Annotated in this window: 11 protein-coding genes; 5 read left to right on the forward strand and 6 right to left on the reverse strand. The window is 38.7% G+C overall.

Features of this window, described 5'->3' with window-relative positions; genetic code table 11:
* Window positions 1–29: 29 nt before the first annotated feature.
* On the forward strand, window positions 30–1,100 hold the full coding sequence (locus F936_RS12100) for an alpha/beta hydrolase (RefSeq protein ID WP_005047623.1): 1,071 nt from the start codon (window positions 30–32) through the stop codon (window positions 1,098–1,100).
* A 37-nt stretch (window positions 1,101–1,137) separates the two neighbouring features.
* On the opposite strand, the gene F936_RS12105 is transcribed toward F936_RS12100, so the two are convergent.
* Both F936_RS12105 and F936_RS12110 read right to left on the reverse strand, forming a co-directional pair.
* The gene (locus F936_RS12105) at window positions 1,138–2,097 is read right to left on the reverse strand and encodes a response regulator transcription factor (protein ID WP_005047624.1); all 960 of its coding nucleotides are present in this window, start codon (window positions 2,095–2,097) and stop codon (window positions 1,138–1,140) included.
* A complete protein-coding gene (locus F936_RS12110) occupies window positions 2,094–5,558 on the reverse strand; it encodes a hybrid sensor histidine kinase/response regulator (protein WP_005047626.1) in 3,465 nt (1,154 codons plus the stop codon). The genes F936_RS12105 and F936_RS12110 overlap by 4 nt, the downstream gene beginning before the upstream one ends.
* A gap of 195 nt (window positions 5,559–5,753) precedes the next feature.
* Here F936_RS12110 and F936_RS12115 point away from each other — a divergent pair, with 195 nt between their 5' ends.
* Entirely contained in the window at window positions 5,754–7,370 is a 1,617-nt protein-coding gene (locus tag F936_RS12115; RefSeq protein WP_004642440.1) for a purine-cytosine permease family protein, read from the forward strand.
* A gap of 59 nt (window positions 7,371–7,429) precedes the next feature.
* On the opposite strand, the gene F936_RS12120 is transcribed toward F936_RS12115, so the two are convergent.
* Window positions 7,430–7,885, reverse strand: coding sequence for an Lrp/AsnC family transcriptional regulator (locus tag F936_RS12120; RefSeq protein ID WP_000376211.1), 456 nt, complete (start codon window positions 7,883–7,885; stop codon window positions 7,430–7,432).
* A 157-nt stretch (window positions 7,886–8,042) separates the two neighbouring features.
* Between F936_RS12120 and F936_RS12125 the strand changes: the two genes are divergently transcribed.
* A complete protein-coding gene (locus F936_RS12125; RefSeq protein ID WP_005047627.1) occupies window positions 8,043–8,654 on the forward strand; it encodes a LysE family translocator in 612 nt (203 codons plus the stop codon).
* 76 nt (window positions 8,655–8,730) lie between these two features.
* On the opposite strand, the gene F936_RS12130 is transcribed toward F936_RS12125, so the two are convergent.
* The gene (locus F936_RS12130; RefSeq protein ID WP_005047628.1) at window positions 8,731–9,342 is read right to left on the reverse strand and encodes a LexA family protein; all 612 of its coding nucleotides are present in this window, start codon (window positions 9,340–9,342) and stop codon (window positions 8,731–8,733) included.
* 287 nt (window positions 9,343–9,629) lie between these two features.
* Between F936_RS12130 and F936_RS12135 the strand changes: the two genes are divergently transcribed.
* Window positions 9,630–9,863 (forward strand): hypothetical protein, encoded by a 234-nt coding sequence (locus tag F936_RS12135; RefSeq protein WP_003651181.1) that lies wholly within the window; start codon window positions 9,630–9,632, stop codon window positions 9,861–9,863.
* Window positions 9,864–10,056: 193 nt separating this feature from the next.
* On the opposite strand, the gene katE is transcribed toward F936_RS12135, so the two are convergent.
* The gene (gene katE / locus F936_RS12140) at window positions 10,057–12,201 is read right to left on the reverse strand and encodes a catalase HPII (RefSeq protein ID WP_080595317.1); all 2,145 of its coding nucleotides are present in this window, start codon (window positions 12,199–12,201) and stop codon (window positions 10,057–10,059) included.
* Between the two features lie 49 nt (window positions 12,202–12,250).
* On the reverse strand, window positions 12,251–13,663 hold the full coding sequence (locus F936_RS12145; RefSeq protein WP_005047631.1) for an iron-containing redox enzyme family protein: 1,413 nt from the start codon (window positions 13,661–13,663) through the stop codon (window positions 12,251–12,253).
* Between the two features lie 313 nt (window positions 13,664–13,976).
* Between F936_RS12145 and F936_RS12150 the strand changes: the two genes are divergently transcribed.
* Window positions 13,977–14,474 (forward strand): CinA family protein, encoded by a 498-nt coding sequence (locus tag F936_RS12150; RefSeq protein WP_005047632.1) that lies wholly within the window; start codon window positions 13,977–13,979, stop codon window positions 14,472–14,474.
* The last annotated feature ends 122 nt before the right edge of the window (window positions 14,475–14,596 follow it).

The raw sequence follows: 14,596 nt of genomic DNA on the forward strand, positions 1-14,596 counted from the left end.
CCATTCAAATTATTTAAATTGAGGTATCCATGACTACATCTCCCTTGTTTAAAAAGCTTAAAACCCATACGGCGGCTGCGATTTGCGCTGCAACAATTGGTTTATTCTCCTCAACCTCAGGTATGGCAGCAGACATGACTAACGGCGCGAATAATTTTTATCAAAGTCAGCAAGTGACTATTCAGAAAGTCACTTTTAAAAATCAATACAACATGGATATAGTCGGTAATCTGGTTATCCCCAAGAACTTAAATAAAAAACTAAAAGCCCCCGCTATTGTAATTGGTCACCCAATGGGAGCCGTGAAAGAACAAAGCTCTATGCTTTATGCACAGAAACTGGCTGAACAAGGTTTTGTAACCTTGGCAATTGATCAATCATTTTGGGGTGAAAGCGCAGGCCAACCCAGAAATGTAGTTGCACCTGACATTTACGCAGAAGCATTTAGTGCGGCTGTAGATTATTTAGGAACACAATCCTTTATTAACCGTGAACGTATTGGCGTACTCGGCATTTGCGGAAGTGGAAGTTTTGTCATTAGCGCAGCAAAAATTGACCCTCGTATGAAGGCCATTGCCACTGTCAGTATGTATGATATGGGAGCTGCGAACCGCAATGGCTTACGTCACTCACAAACCTTAGAGCAAAGAAAGCAAATTATTGCTGAAGCGGCTGCGCAACGTTATGTCGAGTTCACAGGCGGTGAAACAAAATATACCAGCGGCACTACGCATGAGTTAACGGCAGATACACATCCGATCCAACGTGAATTTTATGACTTTTATCGCACCCCACGCGGAGAATATACGCCGAAAAGTTCATCAAAAGACCTTACAACGCATCCAACACTGACAAGTAATGTCAAATTTTTAAACTTCTATCCATTTAACGATATCGAAACCATCTCACCACGCCCAATGCTGTTTATTACAGGTGATCAGGCTCATTCAAAAGAGTTTAGTGAAGAAGCTTATAAACTCGCAGGCCAACCTAAAGAACTTTACTATGTTAAAGGTGCGGGACATGTTGATTTATACGATCGAGTCAATCTTATTCCATTTGATAAATTGACCAGTTTCTTTAAACAAAACTTAAAGTAATAGCAATGATAGAGGCTCAACACGGGCCTCTATTTATTTAATGAAACTCTTGCACCAGACTATTAATATGCGCCACAGCCGCAGTTCGATTTTCAACGCAAAGTTTTTCAAAAACATGTTCTAAATGTTTATTTACCGTCCGCGGGCTCAGCTCCAAAATTTCCGCAATATCTTTATTGGTTTTCCCTAACAATAACCAGTGCATGACTTCTGCTTCACGCTGAGTCAACTGTGGGCAATATTTTAAAATGTCAGCGACGTCTAATGCAGGCGTAGAGGTCTTGATCTGTATAAGATAATTTTTCGCCACACTTGTGTCAGATTGCCACGGCGTTAATAGTAAAAGTTGTAATTGCTGAGATGGCGTTGAATAAGAACAGCTTGTTAATTTTTTTGGGTCTTTTTCATGTTCCAAGTCTGAAAACCAGGCTTTTAAGCCTGCTTCAAAACCTTCTAATTCAGGTAAATATTGATTCAATAAATCACTGGCTTTTTGGGTTTTCCAAACAATTTTGCCGTGAATATCTAGCGCGAGAATTGCAGTTTCCGTTGCATCAATGACCTGTTTTTGTTGCTGCAATAGTTTGGCATGTGCCAAATGCGTTTTTACTCTTGCTAATACTTCTTCAATATTCAGTGGCTTTGTTACGTAGTCTACCCCGCCCACCTGAAACCCACGCACTATATGCTCTGTTTCCGACAAGCCTGTCATAAAAATGACGGGAATAAACTGAGTAATTGGGCTTGCTTTAAGCTGTATACAACTTTCAAAACCGTCCATATGTGGCATATTGCCATCGAGCAAAATCATATCGGGTAAGCATCGATGTGCAATCTCAATTGCACTTAATCCATCTGTCGTAACAAGCACGCGATACCCTGCCTGATCCAAACTTTCATGTAACAAGCCCAAATTTTCCGGTACATCATCCACAATCAGAATAACAGCCTGCTCAGTTGTTGAAGCCTGCTGAAAAGAAACATGTTGCGTACTCATTGCTTATCCTGAATTAATCGTTGGGCGTGTTTTAAATCAAATTTTTGAATAGCCTGTTCAAGCTGCTCCCATAACTCGTCATGCTCCGGAAAATCTTGACGACAATGCGTTAAAGCATGTTGAATGCCTCGAATATAGCCTTGTCCAATCAATTCATCTAGTTGCTGCAAGGCTTGAGTTAAATCTTGTGGGCCATTGTTTTCTGGTTGTCTTGTTGGTGTATAAACAGTGACTTTTTCTTGCTTATACGTCTTTATATGAAGTGCTTGAACCACATTATTTTCTTCGGTTATTGTTGACCTAGAATCAGCCCACACCAGCCCTAACTTGTCTCCAATTTTACTCAGCAACAAATTCAGATCGATTGGTTTTAGCATAAAGTCTTCACTTAAGACTGCATCTTGTGGATTGACTTCACGCTCACCTGCATTGGCTGAAATAATTAAGATCGGCACATTGGTAATATTATTCTGACGCAATAATCGTGCTGTTTCCCACCCGCCCATCAAAGGCATATTCAAATCCATTAAAATCAGGTTAGGTTGAAAAATAGGAACACGTCTTAAACAATCAATGCCCGACTCGGCTTCTTCAATCATAAAACCCAAAGGTTTTAGAAAATTGGCAACCAAGCCTCGATCCACGGCTTCATTATCGACAACCAAAATTCGTTTTCGCTCGCCTTGATAGCCCGTAATCTGGTTGGAATAAACATTAGAAATTGGATGAACCACTTCTTTTGAAGGTAAGTAAAACTTAATCTTAAATTGTGAACCCTGATTGAGCTGACTAGTCACAGATAGCTGGCCGCCGAGTAAATCGACTAATAATTTTACAATGGGCAGACCTAGCCCTGTTCCAGTAAATCCGCCTTGAACCACATTACTGCCTCGTTCAAACGGATTAAAGATTCGCTCCAAATCCGCTTCTGCAATGCCACAGCCCGTATCTCTAATTTCAAAATAGGCCGTTTGAAAGCGGTAATCGACTTTCAAAGTTATTGTGCCACTTGTCGTAAACTTTAAAGCATTGCCCAGCAAATTGATGAGTACCTGCTCTAAGCGCTTTTTGTCGGTACGGACATAGTGCGGCAGGTTATCTCCAATTTCATAAATAAACTGTAAATTCTTCTGTTCAAACTGCGGCTGAAACATTTGAATAATCTGTTCTATAAAATTTGGGAAATGAACATCCACCACATTTAAAGAAATTTTGCCTGTTTCAATTCGTGCTAAATCCAGTAAACCGTCAATCAGTGAAGTTAAATGCTGCCCACTACGACTAATCACCCCGAGCGCCATTTTGCCTTGTTCTGAAAGCTGCTCTTGTTTTTGAAGTAATTGGCTATAGCCCAAAATACTATTTAGAGGTGTTCTTAGCTCGTGACTAATTCCAATGACATAACGGCTTTTTGCATCATTTGCCCGTTCTGCTGAAATTCGGGCATCTTGCAGGTCTTTTGAAGTGACTTCATGGGCAGCAATTTCATCAATCAATAAAGCCGTTTGCTGGTGTGTCTCAATTTCGGCATTACGGCGGCTTTCATCGTTTAGCACTAACCACCATGCCGCAACGCTCATTAATAAAAACAAGATGGTGTAAATTTTGACAAATAGCGTAAATAGCTGAGGAACTCCTTCAGCATTAATCGTTTCCAGATATGCTTTTTCTTGGATATAAACCAGACTTAAACTCACCGCCAAAACAATAGAAAGTCCTAAAGTCAGTAATAAATATAAACTGACCCGACTATTTAAACGGCTAGCCCAACGTTCTGGTAAATAGTGCCAGATGGCTTTTTTAAGCTGCACCGACCAACGCGCATCAGGCTTACATAAATCATGACAGCGTGCTTCAAGTGAACAACATAAAGAGCAAATCGTACCGTTATAGGCTGGGCAACCTGCCATATCAGCAAGTTCATAGTCCCGCTCACATACCACACAGTTTGCAACCGAAGTTGCCTGAATTTTTTCAGGCTGGCGTGCAATGTAATATTTACCTTTAGTTAAGTAAGCAATGATAGGAACACATAACATCGAACTTCCCAGCGCAATAAAACTCGCCAAGCCTTTCGCCATTAATCCGAAAAAGCCCAAATAGCTAAGCATCGATAAAACTGAAGCAATCAGTAAGGCACCCACACCTACGGGGTTAATGTCATATAAATAAGCACGGCGAAATTCAATTCCCTTCGGACTTAAACCCAAAGGTTTACAGATAATTAAATCGGCAACAACAGCACCAATCCATGCCAAAGCGATATTGCTATATAGCCCCAAAATGCGCTCGACCGCATGGCTAATGCCCATTTCCATCAAAACAATGGCAATAAAAACGTTAAAAAGAAGCCAAACAATTCGCCCTGGATGGCTATGAGTCAAACGGGCAAAAAAGTTTGACCATGCCAATGAGCCCGCATAGGCATTGGTCATATTAATTTTAATTTGTGCCAAGCAAACAAGTGCCAACGTGAGAATTAAAGCAAGCTGGGGCTTTGGAATAAATTGTTGATAGGCAACCCAATACAGATACGTCGGATTGTCAAGTTCAGAGACAGGAATCAACAGCTGAAAAGCCAAAACCATCAGCAACATGCCCATCAAAACTTTTAGAAATCCAAAAATAATCCAAGATGGACCACCTAAAAAAACAGCAAAACGCCATGCGGTTCTATTCTGTTCTTGTTGCGGTAAAAAGCGTAAATAGTCGGCTTGCTCACCAATTTGGATCACAAATGAAAAAATAAGAGTGCACGCCGCACCAAAGTAATACAGATTAAAATCAGTTGAGTTTGAAACCGCACCAACAAAATGCAAACTACTACTTAAAATTTGTGGCTGTTTCCAAAGTACAAAAAACCACGGTAACAACAGCAACAAGAGCCAGATTGGCTGAGTGATTGCCTGAACTTTATTAATAAAACCAATACCTTTGACCACTAAAGGTAAAATCACCAATGCAGAAATTAAGTAACCAACAACTTGTGGAATGCCAAGGGCAAGCTCAAGTGCCATCGCCATGATTGCGGCTTCAAACGCAAGCAAAATAAAGGTAAAGCTGGCATAAATCAGAGAAGTAATGGTCGAGCCAATGTATCCAAAACCTGCACCACGAGTAAGCAAATCAACATCTACATTATATTTTGCAGCGTAGTAACTAATCGGCCAACTGGTTAAAAATATGATGGTACATACGACAATTGCCGCCCACAGCGCGTTGCTAAAGCCATACTGCCAAAGCATGGTCGCCCCAATGGCTTCCATAGCCAAGAAGCTAACTGTCGAAATTGCGGTATTGGTAACGGTCCAAGGCGACCATTTACGTACTGATGTGGGCGCATAACGGAGCGCATAATCTTCGATACTTTCATCTGCCACCCAAATATTATATTCACGGCGCGTTTTGATCACACGTTGTGGCGCTTGTTGGGGGCGTGAAGAATCTGGCATAACACTCATGTTTGGCATGTGGCTGCATTAAACCCAGCAATCCTTATGCCAAAAGTCATTTATCATGGCGATTTTTTCTAATACGCACATATACGCAAAATAACGTATTTCCAATTTTCATCAAAAATCACACACTCAAATTCATCAAAAAACAATGATCAATATTTGTGTTGATTGACCGAAAACGATTGGGAGATTGATGTTATGAGTGTATCTGAACATCCAAATCTGGACACTGTGCAAGGTACAGATTCACAAAAAGCAGTGAATGAAACCTTAGAAGATTATACTTTACGTTATGCTCCACATAGCTTTCGGCGCTGGAGCCCCAAAGTTGTTGCTATTACTGCACTTGGTGGTATTGCCTATCTTGCTGACTTTTCTATTGGCGCCAGTATTGGTATGTCTTATGGAACAACCAATGCGGTTTTCTCCATTTTATTTGCAGCAATTATTATCTTCTTAACCGGTATTCCTCTTGCCTACTACGCAGCACGTTATAACATCGATCTTGACTTGATTACCCGTGGCGCAGGTTTCGGTTACATCGGATCGGTCCTCACCAGTATCATTTTCGCCAGTTTCACATTTATTTTCTTTGCCCTTGAAGGTTCAATCATGGCGCAAGGGTTATTACTCGGTTTAGGTATTCCGCTTTGGGCAGGCTACCTCATCTCGACCGTTATGGTGATTCCGTTGGTGATTTACGGCATGAAAGCCTTAAGTAAATTACAAGTATGGACAACTCCCCTTTGGCTCATTCTCATGATTGGTCCTGTGGCCTATCTGATTTACCAAGAACCAACCTTAGTCAGCCAGTTTGCTACTTTTACAGGTAAAGAAGGTTTTGCGACTGTAGATATGGCAGCCATCATGTTGGGTGCTGGTATATGCCTATCTTTGATTATGCAAATTGGTGAGCAAATTGACTACTTGCGCTTCATGCCCGCTAAAACAAAAGAAAATAGCAAAGCATGGTGGGCTGCTGTGATTTCAGCAGGTCCGGGCTGGGTTATTTTAGGGGCAATCAAACAAATTATTGGGGCATTTTTAGGTTTCTACTTATTAACAAAATTACCGGGTGTAAACAGTACTGAACCTGTTCAACAATTTAATGCAGCGTTTCATGACATGCTTCCGGGCTGGGCTGCCCTAACACTTGCAGTTATTTTGGTGGTCATCTCTCAAATTAAAATTAACGTGACCAATGCTTACTCTGGCTCTCTTGCTTGGACAAGTGCCTACACTCGTATTAGCAAGCATTATCCTGGTCGTATTGTCTTTGTAATGGTGAACTTGGCAATTGCCCTTGCCTTAATGGAAGGCAACATGTTTGCAGTACTGGGTAAAATCTTAGGGTTCTATTCAAACTTTGCGATTGCGTGGGTTGTGGTCGTTGCAACAGATATTTCAATCAACAAATATGTTTTAAAGCTTTCACCAAAAGAACCGGAATACCGCCGCGACATGCTCTACAACGTAAACCCTGTCGGTATGGTTGCATTCCTTGTGTCAGCAGGCTTATCGATTGCCGCATTCTTCGGATTACTTGGTAGTTTCTTGGCTCCATACTCACCGCTTATCGCGCTTGTACTTGCCTTTGTATTAACACCAATCATGGGTTTATTAACCAAAGGAAAATACTACATCAAGTCACATGATGACGGCATTAAAGAACCACGTTTTGACGCTGAAGGTACACCTGTTGCAACAGTTTACCACTGCCGTGTATGTGAAGAAGGTTACGAGCGTCCAGATATTATGTTCTCTCATAAACATAACGGCACCATTTGCTCTTTGTGTAAAACACTAGATACCTAAATATCCTTAAGACTAAAAAAGAAGCTTTTTAAAGCTTCTTTTTTTTACCCCTAAAGATTTTAGCCAATCGGAAATAAACGTTCAGGCACGACATCTTTCATCACAATGGTTGAGATAAGTCGTTGTACGCTCGGAATAGCCGATAACTTTTCATCATATAGCCGTTGAAAAGCGGGTAAATCTTTTGCTACCACATGCAGCAAATAATCTGGCTCACCAAATAAGCGCTGGGCCTGAATGATTTGTGGAATATCAATCACGGCATTTTCAAACTTCTCAACTGCCTGCTTATCACCTTCTTTAAGCGTAATAAAAACAATCGCTGAAAACTCAAATCCCACTAAATTCGGGTCGAGTTCTGCCCGATAGCCTTTGATGGCTCCTGACTCCTCTAAAGCCTTCACTCGTCGATGACATGGTGAAATGCTTAAGCCTACTTTTTCTGCCAATTCAGTAATAGATAATCGGCCATTTAACTGCAATTCAGCAAGAATCTTTTTATCTGTGCGATCCATTTAGAAAAATTTACCCCAAATGAGTGTGATATGAGCAAACATTTAAAAGCACATTCTAAATACATGAGCATATTATTTTCAACAAGTTCGAATGAATAGGAATTTTTTCTAAAACACCGAACGAAACCTTTGGAAAATAGTTTGCCGAGATAAGCATATGGCTTTTAACATTTTTATTGCATTTTGGAGTGTCTCCATTCTTTTTATTATTACTCCAGGGGCAGACTGGGCCTATGCCATTTCGGCAGGAATTAAAGGCAAAGTCGTCGTACCCGCTGTTGCAGGTATGCTATTTGGGCACTTTATTACGATTTTATTGGTAGCGGCTGGTGTTGGTCTGCTTGTAGCAAATAATCCAACTGCACTCATGATCCTAACAATTGCAGGTTCTGCTTATTTGTTATGGATGGGAATAAATTTATTACTTACCCCTCCTACTCCAAATCAGTCTGAGTCTGAAAAAGCTCAATCATGGTTAAGCTGGGCAACAAAAGGCGTTTATGTGAGTGGCTTAAACCCGAAAGTTTTTCTACTCTTTTTAGCCTTGCTTCCTCAATTTATTGACACCACTGCATCATGGACGGTGACTACGCAAATTGTTGCTTTTGGTGTTGTCCACATGATTAGCTGCGCGATTATTTACTTAATGGTAGGTTACGGTTCACAAGCTATTCTAAAAAGCAGACCACAGGCAGCACGCTTAGTAGGAAGGTTTTCAGGTGGTCTTATGGTAATCATCGCCACATGTTTATTGATTGGGCAAATTTAAAAATATTACTTAGCTTAGAGTTACTGGTCCTTATCTCGGATCAGTAACTAAAACCATAAGATATGAAAGCAACGCCTTATCTCATTCGTTTAAGGTTATAAGTCACGACTCCCCAAATGACCAGTTCTTGCCCTTCTTCAATATAAATATTCTGATAATCGGAGTTTTCTGCTTTTAGCCAAATTTTAGGGGGGTGGTAATTATTATCAATCATTAAGCGTTTAACAGTGAAATCATTGTCAATAAGCGCAATTACGATATCCCCAGATTTAGCGGGAAGACTACGGTCCACAATAAGCGGGTCGTCAATATCAATTCCAGCGTCTAGCATTGACAAAGAATTTGCTTTGACAATAAATGTGGCATTTTCATTTCGAATTAAATATTCATTTAAATCGAGTGCTTGCTCAATATCATCTTGCGCTGGCGACGGAAAACCCGCAGCAACACGTTCAGTAGCTAAAGGGATATGGTAAATTTTATCGTTATTTGCATGGACCTGTTGAACCTTTAATTTTGAGCTAAAATCTGACCGGTTATCGGTTTTGACATTATTCAGTAACCAATTTTTGATAAAGTTAACTTGAGACTCGGGAACACGAATCACTTTTGTGGGTTCATTGAACTGTGCTTTACGACCAGCATTTTCACGGGCACCGCCATGTTCAAACTCGTTTTTCTTTGACATCTCGCCTCCATTTCACCGTTCAAATCCTACACAGACAATGTAACTTGAAAAAGTTACATTTTCAAGTTGACGAAATATTTTTTTTGCATAACAATAAATCCCATGATCAGATTTTAATCCATTTTGCTTTTAACAGGGATGTTTAAATCAAAATGGCAATTTGAAGAAAATCAAAACCTATTATGGGATAGTCCTGATTACTGACTGTTTTATGATTTTTATCAAATGAGATTCTGAACATTTAACATTCTGGTTAAATTCAGTTTTTTGGTATGGAGACATGCGAAATGAAAAATCAACGTGATGCAGTTTTAGGTTATGCAAATGAGCAACATGCTTACTATATCCGCCTCATTGAAAATGATGCGGTATTAGGCGAAAGCTATGGAATTTTCTGTGAAAATCCGGAAAGTGAAGCAGCAGAAAGTATTATGACCACCCTATTTTTAAAAAAATCTTTTTGGCTAAATGGCTCTGAATATCTTGATATTGTAAAAGGGCTACAACCACTCCCACAGTAAAGTAAATAAATTAAAAAACAAAGGAGGCAAAAGCCTCCTTTGTTTTTAAAGCACTATGCTTAAGACGTAAACCGTCCAGAGGCATCGCGTTTCTGATTTCGTGAATTTTGTCCACGACCATCATAATCATCGTCACGACTGCGGCCTCGATATAAAAAAGCCCTGAAAGTTAACAACCTTCAGGGCTTTTACTTTAAGCCGGAACGTGCTGAGCTATTTTCTCTCGCGACCAAACGCGATGAGCTTTAAGCAAGTTTTTAAGCTTCTCTGAAATATGCTTAAATTCATCTTCTATTAGTGTTCCTTCATCTGCAACCAAATTAAGTGGGTCAAGTAGGTCAGATTTATTCCCTAAAAAGACGATTGGTTTTAAATGTTTATAGGCTTCTAATATGTAATGACGAGTTACACCATCTTGTATCACGGCATTTAAATTATCACCATCGGGAATAATCACCGCATCATAAGCAATTGATGGTTCTGCCATTTGCATGCCATCAGCTGCAATAATTTTGTCTTGATGATCTTTAACTGGTGCTAAACTCGGTGCTAATAAATGAACAACAGCCCCTTCCTTAATTGCCCAGTTTTTAATGGTTTCTAATGCATCAGACTTCACCAGATTATGGATGAGTACGGCTATTTTTCGGCCTTGAATATCGGCTGGCGGGAAAGCGAGCATGGATAACTTAGCCGATTTTTCAACAGATTGAGGTTTAAAATCGAGGCTAAGATCAGGTACTTCTATACCTAGATTTGCTCCCACTTGACGTGCTAAATCGAGGTCGATATTCGCCAAAATTTGTTGAACCTGACGTTCCCGAATATGTTTTCTTTTTACCTTACTGAGCTCAAAGGTATACGCATCGACCACATGTTTTTGCTCATGAGGTGCAAGGCTCTTGTAGTAAAGACGAGGCTGAGAAAAATGATCGGAAAAAGATTCACTTCTTTCACGAATCTTTTGACCACTCACTCTTTCATAGTAACTTTCAAATCCACCATTTTCTGCCGCTGGAGGTGTCTCAACTGGCCAGTTCCCATCAATTGAATTTGGTTGATAAGAAGCTTGCCCTTTATGAATAGTATGCTGATGAATACCATCGCGTTGATTGTTATGGAATGGGCATACAGGTTTATTAATTGGTATTTGATGGAAATTCGGTCCGCCTAAACGACTTAACTGTGTATCGGTATATGAAAATAGTCGTGCCTGTAATAGCGGATCATTCGTAAAATCAATACCCGGTACAATATGCCCTGGACAGAAAGCAACCTGCTCTGTTTCAGCAAAGAAATTATCAACATTTCGATTTAAAACAAAACGGCCAATAGGTGTGACAGGAACTAATTCTTCAGGAATAATTTTTGTTGGGTCAAGTAAGTCGAAATCGAACTTCATTTCATCTTTTTCTGCAACAATTTGCACCCCTAATTCCCATTCAGGATACACGCCTTTCTCAATAGCTTCGTAAAGATCTCGACGATGGAAATCAGGATCTTTACCTGCAAGTTTTTGTGCCTCATCCCAAACCAGAGCGCTTAAGCCTTGTTTAGGGGTCCAGTGAAACTTAACAAAATGAGCTTTACCTTCAGCATTAATTAAACGGAAGGTATGCACACCAAAGCCTTGAATTGAACGTAAATTACGAGGAATAGCCCGATCGGACATCGCCCAAATCACGGCATGCGCGGACTCTGGTACTAAAGACACAAAGTCCCAAAATGTATCATGCGCACTCGCTCCAGTAGGCATTTCAGTATCTGGTTCAGGTTTTACCGCATGTACAAAATCAGGGAACTTAATACCATCTTGCACAAAGAAAACTGGAGCATTATTGCCGACCAAATCGAAGTTGCCTTCTTGCGTATAAAATTTAATAGCAAATCCACGTATATCACGAACGGTGTCGGCTGAACCACGTGGCCCTTGTACAGTCGAGAAACGTACAAAAATTGGAGTTTGAAGAGATGGATCCGTCAAAAAACCCGCTTTCGTTAGACGCTCATTGCCTTCATAAGCCTGAAAATAACCATGAGCTCCTACGCCACGAGCATGCACAATACGCTCTGGAATTCGTTCATGGTCAAAATGGGTAATCTTTTCTCGTAAGATAAAATCTTCTAATAACGTTGATCCGCGCGTTCCTGCTTTCAGACTATTTTGGTTATCAGCAATTTTAACCCCCTGATTTGTGGTTAAAGCCTGATTTGTAGCATCATCTCTTACTGTATCTAACTGTTCAGTTTTTTGAGTGGTATTGGCTTTGTTTGCCTCATCAGCACCAGCCATTTCACTTGTTTTATTTGTTAATTTAACGTTATCAGTCATGTTTATTACCTATGTTTTAAAGTTAAACCTTGGGTGAAGTAGAAAAATTAAAGAGCTAGTTTTTGTTAAAAGAATTTAAATATGGGAAAAGGAGTTCAACATATTTACGTGTGCTCCAAAGTCCAATACTTTTATGATGTGAATCTGGCCCCAGAAACGGAGTCAGCTTGCATATTTTTATGGCAAGATCATGTGATTTCTGCACGCGCTCTTGCAATGCATCAAGCTCGCCATCAGAGATATAGCTAAATAAATAATCTTGAATACGCTGGCTAGTATTTAATGCTCTGCTATATGCCAAGAAATTAGAAGAATGATCATTGCCCGCAATCCAGTCATGAATGATCTGACGCTCTACAGGGTTAAATACCCCATACATTTTTCCATTTTCATCATTAATTAATCTCCAGAAAATACTCTGTTCAGGGTCAGCATTAAATTTAATCCACTTATTTTCAATTAAATGAGATAGCAGCCCCTCAACATCGTCTGGGTTAGATAACCATTGATTAATCGTTTTGCACCCGAAATCTCTAGTTTCGTTATGAATTAACTGCCCAACCAATGCCTTTCTCTTTAAAATTTTAAGAACAAAATCTTCAAGATTTAAATTTTTTATAATGCTAGAAGAGCCTACGCCATGATTGTTTAGCGCAAAACCACGTTTTAATTTATTTAGAAAAAGTTCTTTATCTCTATATTTATCATAAATATTTTCTATAACTTTAATCGCTTTATTTGCATGTCCATTATCAATGTTATCAATAGTAATGTGCAGATTGAAGTACTTAGAATCGATGCCAAGCTCTGCAAGCTCATAATTGCTAATAAGTAGATGAAGTGGCAGTTGCTCATAGCCTAAATTAAAGCCCACAATCTCTGGAATAAACTCAGGTGGAGCATAACCAAGCGCCAACTGAATCACAGCATTATGGTAATATTCATCTGCTAAAAGCAGCTCAAAGCTATTGAGTCCCAAACTACGTAGCAAGTCATCATAAATACATACATGATTTGCCTTAGGCTCACCTAACCCAAGCTCTTCCAAATAGGTAATAATAAGATCGTGGAAAACTGGGTCATTCCAATAGTGAACACAACTATATAGCCATGCACCATCTACTTTTTTGGTTGGAGAAACTTTAATTAAAAATTCAAACGCCTGACCGACATTATTAAAGTACTCTCTCTCACCTCCGCTTTGTCTGCGGTTTAAATAAGACTGAAATACCTCACAATTTTCTTTATTATTGTTCTCACACCATGCTTTAACCATATTTATATTTGAAGGGAAATCAATTTCATTTTGATCTATTTTATCTATTTCTTTAGTTAGAAAATCGCTTGCTTTCTTTTCTTTTTCAAAACTAGAAATATCAGGATCAAGGAAAAAAACAAATAATTCGTAATAGTTCTGTTGATTATCTTGCAATAGGTCTAATAATCTTTCTTTCACTACAACAGGCATTTCCATTCTCCTTTTGTGAGATATAAACTACCATACTTTAATCAAATTATAATCCCAGTATTGCTTTGTTATATTGCGTTATTAAAAATAATTGTTTTCCCACAAATCTTTAAAATTCAGAAACATAACTTCTCACACAAAATTACATTCTCATCTTTAGAATAATTTAACTCCCTGTTTCTATAAAAAATATATAAATTTTAAATTTTTATTACATTAAGTTACCTTTAAAATTATAAAGATTAAAAAATTAACATAAAGTAATTAAAAATAATTTTATAACTAATTTAAAAACAATTGAAAGGAGAAAAAAATGTTTAATTCATGCTGTAAATTATTAGCACAAGAAAAAGTTAAAATTGCATTTTTTGAGAGTGCTTCTGCGGGTTATTTAGCTTACCGCTTTTCTTTAAGCCCCTATTCCGGCGACATACTTATTGGAAGTTTAGTCAGCTATGACTTACGGGTTAAAGAAAATACCCTTCACATTTCTTCGGAACTTATTGAAAAATATACACCTGAATCCATGCAAGTCACTGTAGAGATGATCAAAAAAGGGAAAGACCTTATAAAGGCAGATCTTTATGTTGCTTGCACGGGATTATTAAAAAAAGGTGGATCAGAAACAAAAGAAAAACCGGTAGGTACCTTCTTTTATTCTATTTATTATAAAAATAATTTTTATAATTTCCGTCGTATATTTAAGGGCCTTCCCTACATTAAGCTAAGACAACTTGTTTATTACATTACTCAAGATATAGAATTCATAATATTAGATAATAAAAAAGATAATCTCACTAATAAAAAATAACAAATACATATTTAGAAATGATCATAGTGTTTCTTTAACACCAATGTACTTAAATGTAATTTTATCCATCTTCATATTAATTATGTTTATCGATAAAATCTTCATTATATAAAAATCAAGGT

Source organism: Acinetobacter calcoaceticus DSM 30006 = CIP 81.8 (assembly GCF_000368965.1).
Taxonomy (GTDB): Bacteria; Pseudomonadota; Gammaproteobacteria; order Pseudomonadales; family Moraxellaceae; genus Acinetobacter; species Acinetobacter calcoaceticus.

Excerpts from the sequence above, each read along its gene's own strand:
- F936_RS12135 (WP_003651181.1), top strand. The coding sequence starts at position 9,630 with ATGAAAAATCAACGTGATGCAGTTTTAGGTTATGCAAATGAGCAACAT.
- F936_RS12145 (WP_005047631.1), bottom strand. The coding sequence starts at position 13,663 with ATGCCTGTTGTAGTGAAAGAAAGATTATTAGACCTATTGCAAGATAAT.
- F936_RS12100 (WP_005047623.1), top strand. The coding sequence starts at position 30 with ATGACTACATCTCCCTTGTTTAAAAAGCTTAAAACCCATACGGCGGCT.
- F936_RS12150 (WP_005047632.1), top strand. The coding sequence starts at position 13,977 with ATGTTTAATTCATGCTGTAAATTATTAGCACAAGAAAAAGTTAAAATT.
- F936_RS12110 (WP_005047626.1), bottom strand. The coding sequence starts at position 5,558 with ATGAGTGTTATGCCAGATTCTTCACGCCCCCAACAAGCGCCACAACGT.
- F936_RS12120 (WP_000376211.1), bottom strand. The coding sequence starts at position 7,885 with ATGGATCGCACAGATAAAAAGATTCTTGCTGAATTGCAGTTAAATGGC.
- F936_RS12125 (WP_005047627.1), top strand. The coding sequence starts at position 8,043 with ATGGCTTTTAACATTTTTATTGCATTTTGGAGTGTCTCCATTCTTTTT.
- F936_RS12130 (WP_005047628.1), bottom strand. The coding sequence starts at position 9,342 with ATGTCAAAGAAAAACGAGTTTGAACATGGCGGTGCCCGTGAAAATGCT.
- F936_RS12105 (WP_005047624.1), bottom strand. The coding sequence starts at position 2,097 with ATGAGTACGCAACATGTTTCTTTTCAGCAGGCTTCAACAACTGAGCAG.
- F936_RS12115 (WP_004642440.1), top strand. The coding sequence starts at position 5,754 with ATGAGTGTATCTGAACATCCAAATCTGGACACTGTGCAAGGTACAGAT.